Origin of the sequence: Psychrobacter okhotskensis, from assembly GCF_965638355.1 — a bacterium.
Classification (GTDB): domain Bacteria; phylum Pseudomonadota; class Gammaproteobacteria; order Pseudomonadales; family Moraxellaceae; genus Psychrobacter; species Psychrobacter okhotskensis.
On sequence record NZ_OZ281822.1, the window covers coordinates 2,847,984 to 2,870,703 of the forward strand.

18 protein-coding genes are annotated in these 22,720 nt (G+C 43.8%); 8 read left to right on the forward strand and 10 right to left on the reverse strand.

The window, feature by feature from the left end; all coding sequences use genetic code 11:
- Positions 1–43 precede the first annotated feature (43 nt).
- Positions 44–1,243 (forward strand): Na+/H+ antiporter NhaA, encoded by a 1,200-nt coding sequence (gene nhaA, locus ACSUPM_RS11840; RefSeq protein WP_201578211.1) that lies wholly within the window; start codon positions 44–46, stop codon positions 1,241–1,243.
- A gap of 72 nt (positions 1,244–1,315) precedes the next feature.
- Entirely contained in the window at positions 1,316–2,656 is a 1,341-nt protein-coding gene (locus ACSUPM_RS11845; protein WP_436879971.1) for an oxygenase MpaB family protein, read from the forward strand.
- Positions 2,657–2,766: 110 nt separating this feature from the next.
- Here the strand turns inward: ACSUPM_RS11845 and ACSUPM_RS11850 are convergent, their stop codons facing one another.
- Positions 2,767–3,519 carry an NUDIX hydrolase gene (locus tag ACSUPM_RS11850; RefSeq protein ID WP_037025361.1) on the reverse strand — a complete coding sequence of 251 codons (753 nt, stop codon included), beginning with the start codon at positions 3,517–3,519 and terminating at the stop codon, positions 2,767–2,769.
- 519 nt (positions 3,520–4,038) lie between these two features.
- Here ACSUPM_RS11850 and ACSUPM_RS11855 point away from each other — a divergent pair.
- A complete protein-coding gene (locus ACSUPM_RS11855; protein WP_025652303.1) occupies positions 4,039–4,602 on the forward strand; it encodes an NUDIX hydrolase in 564 nt (187 codons plus the stop codon).
- Positions 4,603–4,723: 121 nt separating this feature from the next.
- Here the strand turns inward: ACSUPM_RS11855 and ACSUPM_RS11860 are convergent, their stop codons facing one another.
- On the reverse strand, positions 4,724–7,801 hold the full coding sequence (locus ACSUPM_RS11860; RefSeq protein WP_201565527.1) for an insulinase family protein: 3,078 nt from the start codon (positions 7,799–7,801) through the stop codon (positions 4,724–4,726).
- A 298-nt stretch (positions 7,802–8,099) separates the two neighbouring features.
- Here ACSUPM_RS11860 and ACSUPM_RS11865 point away from each other — a divergent pair, with 298 nt between their 5' ends.
- A complete protein-coding gene (locus tag ACSUPM_RS11865) occupies positions 8,100–8,567 on the forward strand; it encodes a universal stress protein (protein WP_025652301.1) in 468 nt (155 codons plus the stop codon).
- Between the two features lie 120 nt (positions 8,568–8,687).
- Here the strand turns inward: ACSUPM_RS11865 and ACSUPM_RS11870 are convergent, their stop codons facing one another.
- Positions 8,688–9,617 (reverse strand): LysR substrate-binding domain-containing protein, encoded by a 930-nt coding sequence (locus ACSUPM_RS11870; RefSeq protein ID WP_037025358.1) that lies wholly within the window; start codon positions 9,615–9,617, stop codon positions 8,688–8,690.
- A 187-nt stretch (positions 9,618–9,804) separates the two neighbouring features.
- On the opposite strand from ACSUPM_RS11870, the gene ACSUPM_RS11875 reads away from it, so the two are divergent.
- A complete protein-coding gene (locus ACSUPM_RS11875) occupies positions 9,805–10,887 on the forward strand; it encodes a YeiH family protein (RefSeq protein WP_101212229.1) in 1,083 nt (360 codons plus the stop codon).
- A 207-nt stretch (positions 10,888–11,094) separates the two neighbouring features.
- On the opposite strand, the gene ACSUPM_RS11880 is transcribed toward ACSUPM_RS11875, so the two are convergent.
- The 5 genes from ACSUPM_RS11880 to ACSUPM_RS11900 all read right to left on the reverse strand — a co-directional run bounded on the left by ACSUPM_RS11880 (position 11,095) and on the right by ACSUPM_RS11900 (position 15,443).
- The gene (locus ACSUPM_RS11880; RefSeq protein ID WP_010201661.1) at positions 11,095–11,304 is read right to left on the reverse strand and encodes a cold-shock protein; all 210 of its coding nucleotides are present in this window, start codon (positions 11,302–11,304) and stop codon (positions 11,095–11,097) included.
- A 245-nt stretch (positions 11,305–11,549) separates the two neighbouring features.
- Complete coding sequence (locus tag ACSUPM_RS11885; RefSeq protein WP_101212228.1) at positions 11,550–11,972, reverse strand: YbaN family protein; 423 nt, start codon at positions 11,970–11,972, stop codon at positions 11,550–11,552.
- 349 nt (positions 11,973–12,321) lie between these two features.
- Positions 12,322–12,807 (reverse strand): hypothetical protein, encoded by a 486-nt coding sequence (locus tag ACSUPM_RS11890; RefSeq protein WP_201577350.1) that lies wholly within the window; start codon positions 12,805–12,807, stop codon positions 12,322–12,324.
- A 311-nt stretch (positions 12,808–13,118) separates the two neighbouring features.
- The gene (locus ACSUPM_RS11895) at positions 13,119–13,505 is read right to left on the reverse strand and encodes a hypothetical protein (RefSeq protein ID WP_101212226.1); all 387 of its coding nucleotides are present in this window, start codon (positions 13,503–13,505) and stop codon (positions 13,119–13,121) included.
- A gap of 126 nt (positions 13,506–13,631) precedes the next feature.
- On the reverse strand, positions 13,632–15,443 hold the full coding sequence (locus ACSUPM_RS11900) for a hypothetical protein (protein WP_436879973.1): 1,812 nt from the start codon (positions 15,441–15,443) through the stop codon (positions 13,632–13,634).
- A 215-nt stretch (positions 15,444–15,658) separates the two neighbouring features.
- On the opposite strand from ACSUPM_RS11900, the gene ACSUPM_RS11905 reads away from it, so the two are divergent.
- The gene (locus ACSUPM_RS11905) at positions 15,659–16,789 is read left to right on the forward strand and encodes a sterol desaturase family protein (protein ID WP_201577346.1); all 1,131 of its coding nucleotides are present in this window, start codon (positions 15,659–15,661) and stop codon (positions 16,787–16,789) included.
- Between the two features lie 16 nt (positions 16,790–16,805).
- On the opposite strand, the gene ACSUPM_RS11910 is transcribed toward ACSUPM_RS11905, so the two are convergent.
- Positions 16,806–18,113: a VWA domain-containing protein gene (locus tag ACSUPM_RS11910; protein WP_201577344.1), complete on the reverse strand. Its 1,308-nt coding sequence runs from the start codon at positions 18,111–18,113 to the stop codon at positions 16,806–16,808.
- Positions 18,114–18,272: 159 nt separating this feature from the next.
- On the opposite strand from ACSUPM_RS11910, the gene ACSUPM_RS11915 reads away from it, so the two are divergent.
- Both ACSUPM_RS11915 and ACSUPM_RS11920 read left to right on the forward strand, forming a co-directional pair.
- A complete protein-coding gene (locus tag ACSUPM_RS11915) occupies positions 18,273–19,034 on the forward strand; it encodes a hypothetical protein (protein WP_201615924.1) in 762 nt (253 codons plus the stop codon).
- Entirely contained in the window at positions 19,031–19,504 is a 474-nt protein-coding gene (locus ACSUPM_RS11920) for a type II toxin-antitoxin system VapC family toxin (RefSeq protein WP_201615922.1), read from the forward strand. Before ACSUPM_RS11915 ends, ACSUPM_RS11920 begins: the two co-directional genes overlap by 4 nt.
- Before the next feature lie 77 nt (positions 19,505–19,581).
- Here the strand turns inward: ACSUPM_RS11920 and ACSUPM_RS11925 are convergent, their stop codons facing one another.
- Positions 19,582–22,527, reverse strand: coding sequence for a valine--tRNA ligase (locus ACSUPM_RS11925; RefSeq protein ID WP_436879974.1), 2,946 nt, complete (start codon positions 22,525–22,527; stop codon positions 19,582–19,584).
- Positions 22,528–22,720: the final 193 nt, after the last annotated feature.

A 22,720-nucleotide genomic window follows, 5' to 3' on the forward strand; every position in this document is an offset into this window, starting at 1 on the left:
TATTGAATTATTTAGCAAATTGTATTTAGTAAATGAGGATGATATGGCAATAAAAAGAATCAAAGCATTTTTCGAATTTGAGGCAGCAGGCGGTATCGTCTTAGCATTGGCTGCCATTGCTGCAATGATCATTGCCAATACACCTCTTAGCGTTTGGTACGAGGCTTTTATTCACGCCCCCGTATCCATTCGCATTGGCGACTTTGGCATTGCTAAGGATGCGCATCATTGGATCAACGATGGTCTGATGGCGATTTTCTTTTTCTTAGTCGGGCTTGAGCTCAAGCGTGAAGTCTTGATTGGTGAACTCTCTAACGTTAAGCAAATTATCCTGCCCGCTGGAGCGGCGCTGGGCGGCATGATTATGCCCGCCATTGTCTATCTGCTCTTTAACTATAATGAACCTGATTTTTGGAAAGGCTGGGCAATCCCTGCCGCGACGGACATTGCTTTTGCTTTGGGTATCTTAAGTCTTTTGGGCAATCGCGTTCCTAACTCATTAAAAGTGTTCTTGGTCTCTATTGCTATTTTTGATGATATTGGCGCCATTTTAATCATCGCTTTATTTTATACCAGTGACTTGTCATTGGGCTCTTTAGCCGTCGCTGGTTTATGTCTGCCGTTTTTATACCTCCTCAATCGTCGCAACGTGACGAGCATCACCCCATATCTACTCATCGGTGTGATTATGTGGATTGCGGTACTCAAATCTGGTATTCATGCGACGTTGGCAGGTGTGGTGTTGGCTCTATTTATTCCAATGTTTGATCGTACTGACCCTGAGCATTCGCCATTAGAAGAGCTGGAGCATGATCTACAAAATACCGTCTCTTTTGGTATCTTGCCGTTGTTTGCCTTTGCCAACGCAGGTATCTCGCTGAAGGGTGCAGGCTTCGCTGAACTGTTCCACTCGGTACCGCTGGGTATCGCTGCTGGTCTCTTCATCGGTAAGCAGTTAGGGGTTATGATTATGTGCTGGTTAATCTTTAAACTTGGCATCTCAACCATGCCACGAGGCATGAACTTTAAACAAATCTATGGTGCCGCCTTACTATGTGGGGTTGGTTTTACCATGAGTTTATTCATCGGTGGCTTAGCATTCGCAGGCGACACTCCATTATTCGATGAGCGTTTAGGTATTATCATGGGGTCAATTGTTTCTGGTATCGCCGGTTACATGATGCTCAAAGCAACGCTAAAAGAAGACATCAACAGCACTTCGGTAGATTTGACCCGTCATTAATACGATTGACGGGCAATAAGGGAATCGATAAGTAACAGATGCAAGCGATAGAGGATGGGTGTAGAGACAAATATGGACAAAAAGTACAATGGTTTGAATTCAGACACCCATCGTCAGTCGGCATCTTCTTATCAGCGCCATGGTCGTACTACTGCTATCGACGATCATAGCGACTTACAGGTTTTAAAGCGCATCAAGCGTTATTTATTACCAAAGGACTTTGTAATCTCGCAAGATTTATTAGACGAGATAGTGGCAGGCTACGATATTGGCGATCCGTTGGCAGATACTTTAGCCGCTGATGGCATTCGTTTTGCCAAACCTTTACAGCAATTCATTATTAATGATCGCAGTGCAAAATTTGATACCAATCTGATAGATAACCCTGCGTTTAACGCCTTAACTGAGCAATTTAGCAGGCAGCCTGCTTGGTTCGATCCCAAGCTTGCGCACATTGGGGCAGTCGCCTATCGCCGTTATCCATTGATGCTGATTTGGCTATTACGCAACGTCGCGCTGATGGCAGGCTATAGTATCCCTGCCCTCTCCTTGCCACTCATTCAGACCGGCGCTTTGATGCACGATGCGCTGCCGCGTTTGATGCGTACCTATGCTTATATCTTAGCCGTCTCTGAACATCCACAAGTCACTGCGCACATAGCTAACGGCCGCAAGCCTATCGACCAAGTACTAGCGATTGGCTCTGAAGGCTGGCGGCAATCTATTCAGGTGCGGCAAATTCATACATTGGTACGGCAGAATTTATTAAAAGGTAAAGGCAATGCTGCTAAGGGCGTCATACCGAGTGCCGATCAGCATCATAACCCCGATGGCAGCTGGAATACGATTTATTGGGGTCTACCCATCAACCAGACCGATATGATCGCCACCCATTTGCAGTTTTCGTTGTTGATAATGCGCGGCCTACGACTACTGGGCGCACGCATCAGTCCCGAGGAGGCGGAAGGTATTTTACATTTATGGAATCTTGCCAGCTACTGGATGGGCGTTGATTTAGATCGCTTGCCAACAGATGAAGCAGCGTGCTGGGAGTGGTTATATACCTATTTATCCATTCAACAGCTTGACTTTAAGATGGGACAACCACTAGCAAAAGCCTTGCACGATTTGCCTCGTCAGCTGATGGGTGAAGACAATCGTCGCGGGCGCTTCGTCGAGATGGTCAATGCCAGCGTGACTCGCACTCTAGTCGGCGATGATATCGGTGATGGCTTAGATTTGCCCAAATCAAAGATACGCTTTGGCGTCTTATCTTCGGTGCCGATTCTCTTTGCTCTTGACACTGCCAGACAGCACAATCAAGCCGTAGCGCATAAGTTAGAAGCCTTCCGTGCCAAACGCCAAGACAATATGAATTGGTGGCTTAAGAAAAACGATGACTATTATAAGTAGTCATTAGAATAGGTGAAAGCATTATCAATCGCCTCGACACTCATTATAATCAATCTATAACGGATAGGTTTACTCATGGTTTTGGGTGAGAAGTTATCAGCCGCTCATTCTTACTGCCTTACGTTTTGCGCTTGTTCATTTTGGATACGGTAGTACCATTCCAATTGTCGATCAAACCCCGTTTCTAACAAACTGGCGATGACGCGTCCTGTCAACCCCCAAACCGTCTCACCATCCACTTGCCAGCTGGGCGTAAGGATGGTCGCAGTCTCCTCTTGCATTGTATACTCTATCGCATACTCTACTGTCGGCTGTGTGAGCAGCGCTTCAAAATCTGCCCAAAAGATGCGCGATATCTCGCCCATTTCAGGCACCAATACCAGACCCGGCGCAATGAGCGCCACAATAGGACGAACACTCATACCACTTTTGGAAGTTTGGATAGGCAGTTGACCGAGCAGCTGGACTTTGTTTGGTGGTAGCGCCGTCTCCTCGCAAGCTTCACGCAGCGCGGTGATGACGTTATTGCCATCGCCTATTTCATACTTGCCACCAGCACAGGATACTTCGCCAGCGTGACTGTTCATATGAGCTGCACGGCGCGTCAATAGCAGCTTAGGATGACGCTCATGAGTGATAGCAACCAAGACTGAGGCATCAGCTATCGGTGTCTGATACAGGCTGTCTAAGATACGAGCACTGCGCGAGGTATTTTGAGAGTTGTACATCGCTGGACTGGTCACCGCGTTTAAAGTTTCATGCTGCACCCGTTCTGCCAACTGTCTCAGCGTCGGATGACGAATAAAAGTGGGTACAGCGACTGACAATTCACTAAAAGGTGCAGACTGCTTGGGGGTTGCCATTATAATTGCCTTGTATTTTTATCGGTATAAAGCCTTGTCACCATATCCTAAAATCGCTACGGTACTGCTGATATCGATATTACTTCTCACTGACTATATTTGACGATGTTTAGCAAAATTTAGCCATTTTTAGCCCATTTAGGTACAATCGCTTGAATTGAGGACACGCCCTAACTAAAAACCTAAAATAATCTCTGAATCTAGATTAGCGCAATCGCCTGTCAACTGCATGCTATTTATGTGACTGCTTATTTGTATCATCAGAATTGCTTGAGGCCGTTTGGTTAATAGAATTATGCAATGTCACTACAAGTGAAATGATGCGTTACTGTTATCATCATTCTGTGCCACGAAAATGTGTGCTATCTTAAGGTAATAACGATTATTTATAGCACTCTTGTGGAATGACGCTTAACCTTGAGTATAATCAATCCACCATGATATCGATACAAACAAACTGAGTGCTAGCAATTACATTACACCCCCATCCTTTCTCATCATAATAACAAGGCAGTTTATATGCGCTATTGTCTACAATGTGGCCACGAGGCTGAACGTAAAATACCGGCCACTGATAATATACCGCGTTTGGTCTGCCCGAATTGCGGCTACATTCACTACGAAAACCCAAAAGTCATCTGTGGCTCATTGGTCGTGCATAAGCAACGTGTGCTGCTATGTCGCCGCGCAATTGAGCCACAATATGGCTTATGGACGCTGCCCGCAGGCTTTATGGAAAATGGTGAAACAATGGCGGAAGGTGCTGCGCGTGAGAGCTTTGAAGAAGCGGAAGCGGTGGTCACCAATCCGCACTTATATTGTTTATATGACATCCCTGATATCGGGCAAATCTATAGCATCTATATCACCGAGTTAAAAGACGGCGCTTACGGTATTGGCTCTGAAAGTCTGGACTGCGCTTTGTTCGCCGAAGAAGACATTCCGTGGGATAAGCTTGCCTTTGAAGCCGTGCGCCGCACTTTAAAAAGTTATTTTGCCGACCGTCAGCAATACGATAACCATGAGAACTTTCCCATTCATCAAGAGTTGATTGGCAAAGACCAAGCCATTAAGCGTTATTAATACAGCTTTTAAAAATACTTACCGGCAATAAAAACCGCCGCTTTCAATATAAATATTGAAGGCGGCGGTTTTTTTATACAGTCAATAATTTGCTATGACTGATTTCACGATAAGTCAAAAACTAGCTTTTAATCTTACAAACCTTAAAGCCAAGCTCTTTCACTTGCTCTTCTTTATCATAAGGTGCTAGTACCGCACGGACATGCTTTTGCCCTTGCAGGTATTGCTTAGCCACACGTTGTATGTCAGCAACTGTCACGGCCAATATGGCTGCACGCATTTTACGCTGCCAGTCGACACCGCGATGATGCAGATTGGCAAAGCAGGCTTTGACCGCTTCACCTGCTGGAGAGCCTGGTTTATCCATACCTGAGATAATACCTAAGATGGCTTCTTCCAACTGCTCATCGGTTTGCGGCTCATTTAATAACCATTCGATACTGGCATCAAAATGCGCAAAGGTTTCAGCACACTGCGGATCGCGGTAGCTAAAGAACTTAAAGGCGCAAGCATTGGCATCGTAGCCTGCACCGCCACCATAAGCACCGCCGCGCTCACGGATAACACTATGCAAGTAACCATTACGCAGATAAGGCGCTAATACCATCAAGGCAGCGGTATCAGGATGGTCGGCTGCTGGCACGGTATATGCGCTAGCATTATGATAGACGTTGGTCGGAACTAGCCACGCCAAATCTTCAACATCGAGCGCCACACCACTTTCTAGTGCTTTGACCGCGTCTGTCTCGCCATTTAACGCCGCATCAAGTTGCAACTCGGCAAACTCGCTTGGGATATTGTCTTCAATACCCGCATCAGAGTTTGTGATTTTTTCCGCAATCTTTGGCGCTTGGCTGTCTTTCCAGCTATCAACGATTAAGTTACTTAAGCGTTCGGTTTGCTCGGCTTCACAGATAATAACGGCGTGCTTAGGTAAACTGATTAAACGTTGATGTAAATCCATCAAGCTGGTTGCCAATTTATCCCACTGTGCATCATCAGTACTGGCATGGGTTAAGAAGTCTTTTAGCGCGTTTAGTGCTGGCAGACCGCTGCGCACATATTCTAACTGTGCTTGGCGACTCATGCCGCGACTGGCAGTTTGCATCGCATAAGAATGCCCTGAACCGGCAAGGTTTGATTGCCAACCTGCTTGACGCTGCTGCAAAATCTCTTTAATACGGTCATGCTCACTAAAGACGCTGTGCTCCATGACTTCTTTTAGCAAGTCAATGGCCTCAGGCTTGCGATTCAACGCGCGCGTTGCCACAACAAAATAGCTGCTAATCGCTTGGCTGTCATCGATATTAGTGCGCTGACTGATACGTGCCGTCACCCCTGATGAATGCGCCGCTTGCTTGGCTTGCATTTCATGAGCGCTTAGCGAATCGGTACCGAGCTCAGATAATAAGCTTAAGTAAATAGGCAACAATGGATGATTAATCACTTCATTAACCGGTAGCACGCTGGTATCCTGATTACCAATCGCATCGGTCAACGGCACAATCACTTGATAATAATACAAGCCATTGGTACCCGCTTCATATTCAAATAAGGTGCTCTCTTGCCCGCTTAAATTCACTTGTTTTTGCGTGCCTTGCTTAAAGCTGATATCGGTCGGGACATCTTCTAAGCCAACTTTTGGCAATAGGCTTAAATCATCAGGTGCTGCTTGGCGCGCTGCCAAATCTAAAGCCTGTTGTTTTAAGATAGCTTTATCATCAGCGGTCAAATCCATCGCAATGGTATCAAGACGGGTTTGCTCAGCTGCTGCAAGGCGGGCAGTTTTTTCGCTGTCAGGCGTCATAGTGACACGGACACGATGCTGATTATCGAGTAAATGAGTCTTGATTAAATTCGGTAACCACTGCGCATCTTTTACTTGCTCACGTAGCCACTGCAAATGCTCGTCAACTTCCCAGACGTCGATAGGGTTGCCATCATGAATCGCCGTGCTAAAGCCTTCTAGCATGAGATTCAAACCATACGGCATGCTATCACCACCGATATGGCGCTGATCAATCTCAATTTGATGCAAAATGGTTTCAATGGTTTCATCATCAATCGGTTTGCTCGCGACCTGTTTAAGCAAATCAATAATCCCCTGCTCTACCGCTTCGGCATGCTCAGGGTTTGAACCACGCAGACCGGTATAAAAGACCATTTCATAATGACTGTCGTCGAGTCCCAATAGCGGACTTGGCGCTTTACCAAGTGGATGGCTATCCAAATACGCGCGCAATGGCGAGCCAGCATGCTCAACCAGTACGCCTTCTAGTAGACGCAGTGCTAAACGCTGCTTTGGATCGGTAATTGATGGCAATAACCACGCCACCACATGATGGGTTTGGTCAGGACCGGCTTCGTCAGCGGTATAAGTATCGACCGCGCTAATCGGTGCAGACAGACGCTGTTCTGGACGCGAGACGTGTTTTTTGCCAGCTTCAAATTGAATCAAGGCATCTTCATGGATTTTCGCTTGCGTCTCAGCGACTGGAATATTACCAAAGCTCATAATCACACTGTTTGATGGGTGATAATGGCTTTGATGAAATTCAACCAGCTCATGATGGGTCAAGTCAGGAATATCAGCAGGATCGCCACCTGAATTATAATGATAGGTCGTCGTTGGGAACAAATGATGGGCGACCGTATGATAGAGCTGGTCAATCTCGCCACTCATCGCGCCTTTCATCTCATTAAAGACGATACCTTTAAACTGCGGCTTATCATTTTCGTCTAACTCGACACGAATGCCTTCTTGGGCAAAATCAAGCGGATGGATATTAGGGAAAAATGACGCATCAAGATAAACGGCAAGTAAATTAAAATAATCGTTCTTATTTTGCGTGGCATACGGATACGCCGTCCAATCGGCAGCCGTCATCGCATTCATAAACGTGTTCAATGAGCGTTTAATCATCGAAAAAAATGGGTCACGTACAGGGAATTTCTCAGAGCCACATAAAGCCACGTGCTCTAGAATATGCGCCTCACCTTTTGAATCCATTGGCTGAGTGCGAAAGCCAACCAAAAAGGCATTTTCATCACTCGGATGCGCCAAATGGTAATGCATCGCCCCAGTCTTAACATGCTGACTGATCAGCACATCCATCGATAGCGCCTCAATGTGGCGATGCTCAATCAGCTCAAACGCTGGATGTAGCGTTAAATCCGCAATAAATGGCGTGTCAGTCATAGTTATCCTTATAGCTTATTAGGTAAATAGCACCCTGCAATTCAGAGTAAATAGAATGGTCAAAAGGTGTGATGTATTGGTTTTTATAGTGGCAAACGCTAGTCATGAAAACAATTGGTCTAGCGCTAATAGATGGGGTTGGCAGATTGAGAAGTCAAGACAGTGACAGCAGAAAGAACAGTGCTGATACTACAACTAGGAAGCACGACACCGCAACCGTTTAAAAGTACGCCGACATTACTTAACAGCAGCCATCAGTAGTGCTATAGTTAAGACTACTTGCTACGAGGAGCACCTCATGAGTTACCAACATATTTTACTGGTCACCGACTTGTTATCTGATGCCGACACAGTGGCACAAAAAGCCAAACAGATCGTCGATAACCGCCCCGGTTCTAAGCTATCTGTACTGCACATTGTCAAAGACACCATGGTCGGTTTTGGTTATGAGTTGGTGCCCGCATCAAGCTTATATGACCAGATTGACGATGAGCGCTGCCAAGAGGCACGAGCCAAATTGGCACAATTCTTAGAGCGCAATGGCTTAACTGCCGTTAATGCCGAGGTAACCACCGCCATCTCTAGTAGCGAAGGTATCGTCAACTATTGCCATAAGCATGACGTTGATCTTCTGGTCATCGGTCGCCATGAGCGTCATGGTATCGTCGCATGGCTCAGCGGTGCCACAGCAGATAATATTTTGCCAAACGTCCCCTGTGACAGTTTAGTCGTTAGACTTGACAAGCCCGTATCAAAACGCAGCTAACCTGAACCCAAATATCGTTTTGATAAATGGTTTGTATAAGTTGATAAAAAGCGCATCGGTGAGCAATCTACGGGGCGCTTTTTTTAGCTCATTCATTTTAGCCCTAACTTATTTATTATCCTATTCAATAATATCAATAAAGGTCTGCCAAATCGGGCTTTGATGGCGGGCTTTGTGCCAAACTAGCCACCATGTGCGTGACAAATCGATACCGGCTATTTTTACTTGTACCAACTTCCCTGCTGCTAGCTCTGCCTCGATAACGTGTTGTGACAGACAGCCAAGCCCAATATCGGCACTAACCATACGCTTGATGGCCTCTGACTGTTGAATAGCCATGACCACTTTTGGATCGGGTAAGTGCTTTAGTAACTGCTCATCGATAATCTGCCGTGTCCCCGAACCTGCCTCCCTTACCAATAAAGGTAGCTGTGCCAATTGCTCGATCGTCAACAAATAACAATGCTCGTCCTTGTCATAGTTGACCAATCCTGCCAACCATTTGCTATGGTGTTTAGCAAATACCATCAAGGTATCGGTGCGCCACTCTCGCTGCTCGATGACTTTTATATCAGTCGGACGCGGCATGCCTTCGACCACAGCAATATCGATGTTTAATTGCTCAACCTCGCTGACCACCTCTTGCGTATTAGCAATGTAGACATCGACATTGGCATCCGGTAGCACCTCATATAGCTTGGCAAGTAGCGGCGGCAATACATAGTTGCCGATGGTGGTACTCGCACCAATATGAATCTGTCCTGCTTGATATTTATGATAATGCTCTAGCGTTAATGATTGCCCCAAGATCGCTTGCGCTTGTACATACACGGGATGGGCGTTGGGATGTTGGTTAAGCCTGCGCCCGACCCGTTCAAACAAGGGCATTTGCAACCTTGACTCGAGCTCAGTCAACGCGCTACTCACCGCAGACTGTGATAGATGCATCTCTTCACTGGCACGGCTGGTGCTACCTGTCTGATAAATACTAACAAATACCGCCAATTGCTTGAGGGTAATTTTCGGTAGCGTCTGCATGGGCTTTTTCATAATCTTTCTAACATCCTATACAAACTATAAATTTAAAAAATCACTTAATATTAAAAACCAATTATTAACCTACTTTTTCGATAGCTTGTATCTTATTAATCTGTTTTTATTATAAATCAGCTTGGCTTATACTGTCTATTCATAAGCTTATGCTTATTTTGATTATCAATAATAGGATGCGTACGCTATGCACGCTTTTGCCCAATCAGTGAATCATTATGTTCCAAACAACCGACATTTGGCAGGGTTGTTTGTCGTGCTGAGCGGTAGTGTATTTTGTCTATGGTTAAATACGAGTCTGGCGACGTGGTCGAACGGACGCATCGTTGGTTTGTCTTCCTTAACATTGGCCATTTTGCTTGGTATGCTATTGGGCAATACCATTTATCCTCATTTAGCTGAGCGCTTGAATGCGGGAGTATGCTTTGCCAAAGGGCAAATTCTACGCCTCGCTATTATGTTTTATGGCTTTAAGTTGACGATGACCCAAGTGGCCAGTGTCGGTATGCCAGCGGTGATGGCTGATGCCTTGGTGCTAACATCGACATTTTTGCTCACTTATTGGCTGGGTACAAAATGGTTAAAGATCGATCAGCAAACCACTTTATTGATTGGCTCAGGTGCTAGTATCTGCGGAGCCGCGGCGGTGATTGCAGCTGAACCAGTTGTCAAAGCTGAAGCCCATAAAGTAACGATTGCTATCGCGACGGTGGTAGTCTTTGGCACGATTGCCATGCTGCTCTACCCTTTCCTCTATCATCTTGGCTGGTTACAACCTTGGCTGAGTGCCCAACAATACGGTATCTATACCGGCTCAACCATTCATGAGGTGGCACAAGTCGTGGTAGCCGGTAATGCGATCAGTACTGACGTTGGTAATACTGCGGTGGTTTCCAAAATGATTCGGGTGATGATGCTTGCGCCATTCTTACTGGTACTATCTTTTGCCTTAACCAAAGGCGCGGGCAAAAATCCTGAAAAACAAACCCTACTTATGCGTGCCAAACAGGTCAAAATACCTTGGTTCGCCTTTATTTTTATTCTTATTGTGGTATTGCACACGTGGGTGCCAATGACTCAGAATTTTGAGCGTAGTATGGTTATGCTAGATGACGTCTTGCTGACCATGGCTATGTTTGCATTGGGACTCACCACCCATCTAGGCGCTATCAAGCAAGCTGGCGTAAAACCTCTTATCTTGGGTGCCATTATGTTTGCTTGGCTTATTCTTGGCGGCGGACTTATTAATATAGGGATTGCTTCACTCTAAAACAGTTACTGACTAAACACCAAAACCAAAAATGCCTACGACTATCATCACAATCGTAGGCATTTTTACTCTAAAACCTTGCTTAATGTCTTATTATCAAAGCATTTATCATAAGTCATAGGCGATAAACATAAACAATAGACGAAAAAAAACGAACCCGAAGGTTCGCTTTTTTTTCATCTTGCTCTAGTTGCCTATAAAGACAAATTAGATAGCAACGATGTTATGGGCTTGTGGGCCTTTTTGACCTTGAGTTACAGTGAACTCAACTTCTTGGCCTTCAGCCAAAGTTTTAAAACCTGAACCAGTGATTTCGCTGTAATGAGCAAAAACGTCTGCGCCAGTTTCTGGAGCGATAAAACCAAAGCCTTTAGCTTCGTTGAACCACTTAACTGTACCTTTTTGAGTATCTGACATATTGATAATCCTACTTTTTAATTTATTAATGGCCTAGTGACCGGTAACGCTTGCAAATAGCTACTGAACGATAAATATTAAAACGAAGGATTATAACTAATACTACGAGGTAATGATTTGGTGCAGAACTGCTCTTAAGCTTGGGCGTATTATAAGGGGTACATTCTAGTAGCGCAAGCCTTATCTGACATTTCGTGTAACTAAAGGTCGTTTTTTTCTATTTTTAGCCTTAATTTTATAGCTTTTTAGGCGTTTGGCAAACGGAACAAATAGACCGCAACCCCACTACACACCGTGGCTACCAGCCATGCAACCCACATCATGTCGCTGGGTAAACGATAAAATAACATTGCTGTCGATAACGCCATCATAATTGTCGCCAGACACTTGGCATACAGCGGTACGGCATGGCGATCTTCCCAATCACGGACGAACTTCCCAAAATATTTATGATTGATCAGCCAAAAATGAAAGCGCCGCGAGCTACGTGCCCAGCAACCCGCCGCCAGTAGTATAAAGGGCGCGGTCGGCATTACGGGCAATAACACGCCAATAATGCCCAAAATAAAAAATATCCAGCCAAGCGTTACAAACGTCCAGCGCACTGTAGGGCTGTTGGATTGATTGGTCTTTGGTCGATAATAAAACGCTTTTTTGTTGTCGCTCATAAAAAGGTATCACTTGGCGATGGTGGCAATAGAGGTCAAGCAGCTATCAGATAACTACCCATATAGGTGGATAAGCATGCAATATCTTATAAATCTGCACAAGGCTATTTTTACGATGCTTTTGCTATCGATAAGTATAATTGGTTAGTGTTTGGGTAAAGTCTACGCCATTTACAGGACAGCTGTTTAAAATGTCTGTGAACGAACGTTTTACTTATAAAGGGGTGCTTGCTCCCTTATATGCTGAATAATAGCCAGAATATTATGAGATACACTGTATTAATAAGAAAACCGCTCACAATCGACACTGTGAGCGGTTTTCTTATAAGGATTTTTTGACAAATAAGTTCTAAACCAATATCAATGCCAGTACTGAAAATACCAGAAAATAGCCAAAGACGCCCATAATTGCGTACATGGTCTTGAGCGGCTTGCCATCGATCTGCGTTTTAGTGAGGGTATCGCCAAGCTTCAAAATCGAGATGGTATAAAAATAGAACGCTAATAATAGTAGCACCATACTAATAGCAAATATCGCCACGGAGGACAGGACGCCAAAAAACACCACGGTGCCGGGGAATAAAACCTCACCTTTGATAATTAGTACCAATAGCACGATGGCCACGCCTGATGCAGAGGCATGAAAGAATATCATGTCGTGCAATGTGGCATCGGCTCTATAAAAGCTGCTCTCAATATCGAGCCTGTCGCTACTGAGCGCTCTGGGCAGAGCACCTCTAGTAATGATTGAGTTATGACCTCTGATATTACTGACGGTCAAAAGGAAAGTAAAAAACGTCAGGGCGACCCAAAAGACTACATATATATTTATCATAGTAATTATCCCTAAATCTATGAAAATATGATTTAAAAACAGCGGCTGTACTACTAAAGTCCGACATAAAACGTTGTGTTTGTATAGTGCAAACGTCCACATGAATTAATGCGCTTAGGTTTATATTATCAGCCTTATCGCTTTGATTTGTAACAAAATGTCTAAAGAAAAACTTGACTGTAGCAACGACAATCACTGGCAAACAGAATACGATGTTTGGTTGATCGTTTGTCTGATACTCTTAATTATTAGTATAAAAAGCTAACTGCTAAATTTGAGCTTTATTCGATGGCATCTTACTCAATATCGGCTTATTTAAGATAGCCTTCCCAGTTGTCCGCAATCGCCTTAGGAAAACAAAACGGTCTTGGGGCGACAGTAATCGCTATCGGAACTAAAATCTGTTTACTGACACCGCCAATGCGAGCGCAGCTCTCTACATCAGGCACATCATAATAAATCACTCGCAAAGTATTCTGCGGACAGAGGTCTGCGCACTGGAAGGATTTGACGACTGCGGTACCATGATGATAGCCAATCACCCACTGCTGCGCGCCCTCGGTTGGTGCTGATTCTTTTTGCTTGGCCGCTTGAATAAGATCGGCATCTGTTAAGGTGTCTTCATTGGTAGGCTGCGAGACGCAAGCCGTTAGACTTGCTATCAAGAGGCTTAAGGTAAGCATTTTAGTGGTGTGCATGGCGTCTCTCCTTTGACTATGAGTCTTCCCTTCTGCATTTCATAGTATAACAGGCAAGCTAAAAACTTCATTTTAGCTGTTTTTGTTTTAGGTGCTTTTGTTTTATGCGCTAAGGGTGAAAAGATCTTATTTCATACCTAGCAAATCACGCTTACGCACCCACCCTGACTTTGAGCCACCTTTATAGCTTACTTTAACCCAATCCTGATTTTGTCCGTAAAAAATATCAGGTTGTTGGATGATGTCGCCTTTTATAAAATAGCTTGCTGGTTTATTGGGCACAAAATTTTCATTCAAAATTTCTGCTTTATCACTGACTACCTTATAGCGGGTAGGCGGTATGGGACAATTTTGCAATTTGTAGTCATCGTCGACTTCTTTATCTAAATCAAATCGAGCAAAATCCGTCGTGGCATTATATTGCGTTCTACTTTGACAATAATATGCCTCCCCCGTATCTACGGTGCTTTTTAAAACGCCATGGGTCACCCACCATTCAGTACCAACCTGTTCAAATAGATACTCTTTGATATAGTCTTTTTCACTATTTGCCCAGTATGTACTTACAATAAATCCCTTATTATTATGTCTAGGAGTAATGGTAGAAAAAAGGGTAGAAGGTGCATCAGCAAAGGTAATCGAAGACAAATCTAACTCATAATATTTACCTTTTGCTAAATAAACGTATAACTCATCATCTTGCTGGCTATCGCCATTAGAGTTATTTTTAGCCACTAGTAAGTCGCGCTTGCCATCATTATTGACATCGAAATGAAAACTGGCAAATAAAGGACTGGGAAAAAAATGCTTATAGTTTGCTTGGGTGATCCTAGCCTTTGGTGGGGTTGGTTTAGGACGTTCATCAACAGGGACAATCTTTCCTGTGACCGTGATTTGGAAATACTTATCAACTACTGATATTTCTTGGTAATCCTCTTCAATAGTGAACGTGCTACCTAAATGGGTAATAGCAATATTGTCGTCTTTGACAGTAATGAGATAATATTCGGGATCAACAAACATACCTTCAGGATTATCGTCAGTAATATAGTCCGCACCGCTATCCTCGAATAACCCGTATGCCAAAAATACTTCAATATCACCAATGCTGGGCAGTTTAAAAAACCCTCGGTCAGAGGAGCCACCCAGCACAGGCTTAAGCTTATTAGTCACTTGCTTGGCATGCACTTGATCATCCATTGTAAACTCGCTAGTGACTAGATTGGTATCGAGCTGCACGGCGTCATCTACATCATAACTACTAAAGGGTAGTGTAGTGACATTGGTGATGCTTCGGTCTGCTCGCACTGAACCATCATCAGTTAACTGATAATGAATGGGTTGGCGGTTAAAATCATAATAAGTGTTAATGATCTGTTGATAGTCTTTTGCTATTACAAAGTCGTTTTCAGCCAGCTCAAATATATGAACCGTATCATTAGCATTTGGAGTACGCGTTTTTTTAATAGTCACAAGATAGCTGTGTTGATCTTCAAGTTGATCAATGGTTAAACCAGAGGTATCTTCAAGCTCAAGGGACTCACTTTCATAAGCATGAAATATGACAAAGACTTGCATATCATCCTTATCAGGGAGCTGATAAAATCCTGCCCGCTTCATATAATCCCGCGATAGCAGCTCTTGAAGCTGTTTATTATTGGTCTTAACTGGAAATGCTGATAACGGCCTTTGTTGACCGTTTTGTGACGTCTTTTTAGTAAAGGGCAGCGCTGTAATTTGCTCTAAAGCAGAGTTAGCAGAGCTTTTATTTGCTTTGGGCTGGTGGCTACTCGTATTATTGGTATCTACCGAGTCCCTGTTATCATCAACAGATTCTGAAGAGCAGCCACTGACAGCTAATGCCAGTAAAATACTCAATGGTAAAGAGGCCAAAACGGTTGCACGACTGCCTATAGAGTAGGTTGTCAAATCAGTCATAAATCGCTATCCAGCAGTAGGGTTTTAAGAAGCATAAAATTATGATTAGCAGCAGGACTTTCGTTAGCATCGCTGTGGCATCGTAGTGGTTTGACTATAGCTAGCTTACATTATGCGAATAAACAGTATTTATCTAATAATGTCGAGTAAATAATATACTCATTTGCGCTAAACAATGCTAGATTAAACTCAAATCGCATCAGCAAATTAAAACTATGAGCAAATTACTCCGACAACACTTTGAAGACCGTGAAATTAAAAAAGGCTCAGGGCAAGTGTCTGCCTTTATTGCGCTGTCTTTAGGCATACTTGCCACCCTTGCTGCTTTGTGTTTTTTATTCCCCAATCTGCTTACCACACCAGATTTTAGACCCTTATATAATGCCAATATTTTACGAGGCCTATTGTTTGTCAGTGTGGTTATTGGCTTTGTGTCGGGTGTTATTAGCCTACTACGCAATCCGTCTAAGCGCTGGGGAATGGCGGGGATATTACTCAATGCCTTTGCAGCGCTACTCGCATCAGGGCAGATCGAGCCCAATTACTATGACCGTAGTATATATGCAGGCTTGGACTATTTTATTTTAACGCTGTTAATTTCCGCGCTGGTGTTTATTCCTATGGAACGGTTTTATGCCAAATATAAAGAACAAAAACTGTTGCGATCTGGCTGGGTAACCGATATTAAATACTTCATGTTTAGCCATTTGGGTATTCAGTTACTGAGTTTTTTTACCATCATTCCTGCACAGATTTTATTTAACCAATGGCTCAATCCCTCATGGCATCAGCTGGTAAGCGGTCAGCCTTTAGTACTGCAATTTATAGAGATTCTGATCATAGTGGATTTTTTTAGTTACTGGATTCATCGCACGATGCACAAAGTCCCGTCTCTGTGGCGCATACATGCCGTGCATCATTCTTCGCATCACATGGACTGGCTGGCGGCAAGTCGGGTGCATGTATTTGAGCTGATTGTGAATCGTTTTGTGGGTTATATTCCATTATTGTTTATGGGCTTCTCTCCAGCGGCAACTTATGCTTACTTGGTGTTTATCTCTTTTCACGCCATTTTTATTCATGCCAATGTACGTTTTCGTTTTCCGTATTTTCGCTGGGTGCTCGCAACGCCAGAGTTCCATCATTGGCATCATTCGTCAGAAAAAGAGGCATGGGACAAAAACTTTGCTGCGTTTTTGCCCATTTATGATGTGATATTTAAAACCGCTCATCTGCCAGAGCATCTACCTAAAAAATATGGCACGACAGCAAATACAAAAGTACCAGAGGGCTTTGTGGCGCAGTTGGTATATCCGCTGCAAAATGAACAACGCAAAAAGAATTGATGCTATTAACATCTACTTACTTCGCTATTAAGCCGATATCGCGAGCCTCTTTAAGCCAGCTTGGAAACTCTTCTAGCATATTTTCATATAAAGCTTCTTCGCTAACATCATCCAAATCGTCTAATTCAAAAAAGCTGCAATTATCAAGCAGTCGTCCAGTCATATCATCTAAGTCTTTTAATATGCCGTAACTGCGACCACCCAAACCAACGAATTGCCAGAATATAGGAAGCTTCGCCGCTTCAGTCATGATTTTAGTAATGCCACGCGTATCTCGCACCCCGCCATCACTGATGAATAAAATATAAACGGGAACGTTGAGTCCATCATTCTGATAAAAATCAGTAACCGCTTTCATCACCCCTGCCTCATTATTAGTACGTGCGCCCAGCTCCCATTTACGACAGCCACCTTGTACGGTGTCAATAAAATCAGCGTAGTTGTTCAGCCCAACCTCACCTAAATAAGAACAATGCTCACCGAATGCCCAACAGTCTAGCGCTTGGTCGTCATCGAAACTGACTGCTAATGGCAATAGACGATTGACCACTTCTTGTACGCGACCTTCTTTATATTGTCGATTCATTGAGCCTGTGGCATCTAATACTAAAGCAACTTTAGCCGTTAATTGCTGTAACTGACGTTTTTCTAGTGAAATGGTAGCTTTTTTGGCGAGGTTAACGAGTTTCGGTGCTTTTTCTAGCATCACTTTTTCTAAGGGAATTTTTGAGGTATTTATTTTAGAGGGTTGCGGAGCTGGTGAAGCCGTAGTTTCATTTTTACCCTCTTCTACATCGCCACCAAAGTGCTGCACGATTGCCGCTAGTCCTCCATTAAAGCCTTGCGCCACATTGGCGACACGCCAAACTCCACTCTTACGATAAAGCTGCATCAGCATACTGGCTTGCTGCTGGGCAAAGTCTGCTGCTTGATATTCTGCCTGCGCTTTTTGTGATTGCTGCCAAATGCCAATCTCTAACGATTGAATTTGATTGAGTGGCGTGTCAGCTGATAACACAAAAAATAAGCTGTCTATATTAGCAGCCAGTTTGGATAAATTAACTTCAAACTCGGCTTGAATACCTTTATTTGCTGTTGGCTGCGCCTCATAATGCGTAAGCTTGATTTGTCCGCATGGTGAGGTTGGCTGATTATAAAACACCATATAATCATCATTGATCAGTTTGCCCGCTGCGTCTAAGGCAAAGCAGCTGATGTCCATCTCTATTGGGCTTTGGCGAGTAAACTTAAGCGTGATTGGTGCGGTATCGTCAATAGCAAGGTTGCTTAAAGGCGCGCGTTGTCCGACGGTGAGATGGTTCAAGGTGTTCCTTAATAAATCATACTTAATAATAATTTAATTCACATATTTATAATTTTACTATCTAGCAGGTAGTGTATTTTGTTAACATAAGCTTATTACATACTAGTATAAATCCATATTAGTATTAACTTATATTTCGCTTAAGTATAGGAGGGCGATATGACAGATAAATCCACTTTCGTCCTAAAACTAACTGGTATTGATTTACAGAATATCAAAGCGGGTGATATAGGTCGCTTGCTTAACGATTTTTGCAAATTACTAGGTGATGAATATTTGTATTTTGATAATATTTATTCAGGCTCTGCCGTACTGAAGGTAAAAACAGAACCTGAGTACTATACGAATAAAATTGAAAAACTTAGTGAAAACTTAGTTAAACCAAGCTCAGCGTTAGATGATATCCATAAAGTAATGCGTCGATACTCACAACAGTTTACAGATATAGACGCCTCTATTTTCGCTAGTAGAACAGCTGTAAATGATGATGATATGGAACTGATTCATCATATAGATTTTCGTAAACCCTCATCTCATACCTTTGAGCAACCAGAAACTTTTATTGGTAAATTACTAAAACCTGCGCATGGAAAAGATGATACCGATCATTTTACAATTCTGCTTGGTAATGATAAAACGATATCAGTTTCAGTTCCTAAAAACTTATCGTATGACTTGGCTCCTCATTTAGAATCATTGTGGCGATTTAAAAGCTTAATCAAATTTAGAGGTACAGCTTGTTATGAATTACAACAAAAATACAGCTTACTCTTAAAGAGCTTTGATGCAGATAGTTTCGAGATTATTGAGAATAAAACGATAGCAAGATCTTGGATGAAAGACTTTATTGAATGCGGCGAAAGTGGTTGGCAAAATGATGACGACCCTATTGGTACATGGCTTGAGGAACGTCATTCATGATGGTTATGGTAGATAGTAATTTCCTGATTAAGTTAGTTAACGATAACCAAACATATCGTATCTTCCTCCAATCTCTTGAACGAAGTGAAATATCTTTAGGTTTGCCAACTCCTGTTGTTGCTGAGTTTTTGGTAAAAGACAATAACTATGAACGAGCAACATTCTTATCTAAGGTTAATAGCTTTACACAAACTTTTGACTTTGATATGAAGTCAGCACTATTAAGTGCAGAAATCTTTCGTAATTTACAAGATATTGGATATATCAAAGAAAATAATAGCAAAAGACAAGTTATCAAAGTTGATATCCAGATTATCAGTATTGCTGTAGCAAATAGAGTTTCTAAGTTATATACCGCAGACAAAGGGATAATAGAGATAATCGATCAGCTTGACTTACCAATTGAAGTCATTAATTTTGAGAAAGACGAACTCTTAGGTATGACACTATTTGAATCATCATTAGATTGACAGACCCTGATCAAATAATTTGAGATGGTAAAAAAGCCACCTAATTAGGTGGCTTTTTTATATCTAAAGCAAAAATATTACAACGCTTTTAACTGCTCCATCTGCGCCGTCATTGCCGTCAACTGCCCTTCTAGCTCAGCCAGTTTCGCCTTCTCAGCATCGACCACTTCTACAGGTGCTTTACTGACAAAGCCTTCATTGCCTAGCTTACGCGCGATACCGTCGGCTTGCTTTTGTAGCTTTTCATGCGCCTTGCCCAGACGTGCCAGCTCAGCCGTTGGATCGATTAGCCCTTTCATCGGTACGAGTACGCGTAGCTGACCGACCATACTTGATGATGACAATGGCACGTCATCACCTTCTTTGACGATCTCTAGGCTCTCGACTTTGGCAAGCGCTTTAAACTGGTTTTTGATACGTGATAGACGCGCTTCTTCATCACTAGAGACGTTTTGTAGGAGTACTGGCAGACGTACCGCGTTACCCAGTTTCATCTCACCACGGATGTTACGGACGCTCGCGATGAGCTCTTGTAACCATGCCATATCCGCTTCGGTCTGCTCACTGATTTGGCTGGCATCAGTCTGTGGATAGTCAGCGATCACGATGCTGTCGGTGTTTTTGCGACCCAGTAGCGGCGCGATGGTCTGCCAGATTTGCTCGGTCAGATACGGCATGATTGGATGGCTAAAGCGTAGCGCCGTCTCTAGCACGTGCAGCAGCACATAGCGGATTTGCGCTTTACGCTCGTCAGACACCGAGTCATCATTTAGACTGGCTTTGGCAAGCTCAACATACCAATCACAGTACTCATTCCAGATGAACTCATAGATATCTTGGCTGACCATATCGAGACGATACTGGGCGAAATGCTGATGGATATCGGCAACGGTAGAGTTCAGACGACTCATGATCCATTTTTCTGGTAATTCCCATACGTCAGGATTCGCCGCTTGGTCGATAGGCTTGGCAGCACCTTCGCTATCGACGCAGTTCATGAGTACAAAACGGCTAGCGTTCCAGATTTTATTACAGAAGTTACGATAGCCCTCGACACGCTTTAGATCAAAGTTGATATCGCGACCGGTACTGGCTAAGGAGGTGAAGGTAAAGCGCAGTGCATCCGTACCAAAGGCTGGGATGCCTTCTGGGAACTCTTTACGCGTTTGCTTCTCAATCTTGGCCGCGTCTTTTGGATTCATCATATTGCTGGTACGTTTTTCGACCAGCGCTTCTAGGTCAATACCGTCGATCAGATCAATCGGATCTAAGACGTTACCTTTTGATTTTGACATTTTTTGACCATTGCCATCACGTACCAGACCATGCACATAGACGGTCTTAAACGGTACTTGCGGCGTGCCGTCTTCGTTTTTCACGAAGTGCATGGTCATCATGATCATGCGGGCCACCCAAAAGAAGATAATATCAAAACCTGTCACGAGCACGCTGGTCGGGTGGAAAGTGTCCATCACGCGTGGATCGGCGTTGACGTCTGCCCAATCAAGCGTACTAAACGTCCATAGACCAGAGCTGAACCACGTATCGAGCACGTCATCGTCTTGGCGCAGTTTTACATCTTCGCTTAGGTTGTATTTACTACGCACTTCCGCTTCGTCACGGGCGACATAGATTTCACCTGTCGCATCGTCATACCATGCAGGGATACGATGTCCCCACCAGAGCTGACGGCTGATGCACCAGTCTTGCAGATTGTTCATCCACGCCATATACATGTTTTTATATTGCGCAGGCACGAACTCGATGCTACCGTCTTCTACCGCATCAATCGCAGGCTGTGACAGCTTATTCATGGCGACGTACCACTGATCGGTCAAAAATGGCTCGACGATCGTACCGCCACGCTCAGCGCGCGGTGCTTTGAGCGCGTAGTCTTCGATGTCTTCTAGCCAGCCTTGCTCGCCTGCTTGCTCTACAAGGAATTTACGCGCAGCAAAACGCTCAAGTCCTGCATATTCGCTCGGCGTGGTCTCTAATTCAGGCTCACGTGTCTGCAAATCAGGATAAACTTCCATCGCTGGCAAGATATTGGCGCGCTCATCAAGGATGTTAATCAATGGCAAGCTATGACGACGACCCAATTCATAATCGTTAAAATCATGCGCAGGCGTGATTTTTACGCAGCCTGTACCGAAGTCTTTTTCGACATAATCATCAGCGACGATAGGCACGACGCGACCCGTAATTGGTAAGGTAATGGTTTTGCCGACCAAATGTGCATAACGCTCATCGCTAGGATTAACGGCGACAGCGGTATCACCGAGTAAAGTTTCAGGGCGTGTGGTGGCGACGACCAGATAGTTTTTGCCATCTTGAGTCGTTAGCTCTGCATCCGTGAAATGATAGCGGAAATGCCACAAGCTACCTTTCTCGTCGTGGTTTTCTACTTCCAAATCAGATAATGCGGTTTGGAACTTTGGATCCCAGTTAACCAGACGCTTACCGCGATAAATCAAACCATCATCAAATAAACGTACGAACACTTCTTTTACCGCGTTAGATAGACCATCATCCATAGTAAAACGCTCACGCGACCAGTCAACCGAGCTGCCCAAACGACGAATCTGGCTAGTGATATTACCGCCCGACTCTTCTTTCCATTCCCAGACTTTATCGATGAAATCTGCACGCGTCATATCACGGCGCTTGATACCTTGCGCTTCTAAACGACGCTCAACAACCATCTGGGTGGCGATACCCGCATGATCCGTACCTGGTTGCCACAGCGTATTGTCGCCATCCATGCGGTGATAACGGGTGAGCGCATCCATAATAGCGTTATTAAAACCATGACCCATGTGTAGCGAGCCCGTGACGTTTGGCGGTGGCAGCGCAATAGAAAACGACTCGTCTTTATCAAAAGTCGGCTGAAAATAACCACTGTCTTCCCAGCCTTGATACATGCCTGCTTCGACATCGCTTGGATTGTAGGCGTTTTCTAATTGGCTTAAGGCGGCTTGAATCGATTGGGTTAAATTATTTTTGCTATCAGGGTTACTCATAAGGCTCTCAGACTAAAATGTAAATGGATTAAATAATAAGCAAAGGTATGGTTATCGCTGAATTCATACAATTAACCAACGCAAGCTAGGTTCAGACCTAGCGCTAACGTTGGATAATAATAAGTCATCCGAGCAAACAAAAAAGTTAGTAGGATGATTTTATCTTATATGGGCAAATTTTGTTAGCATCGAA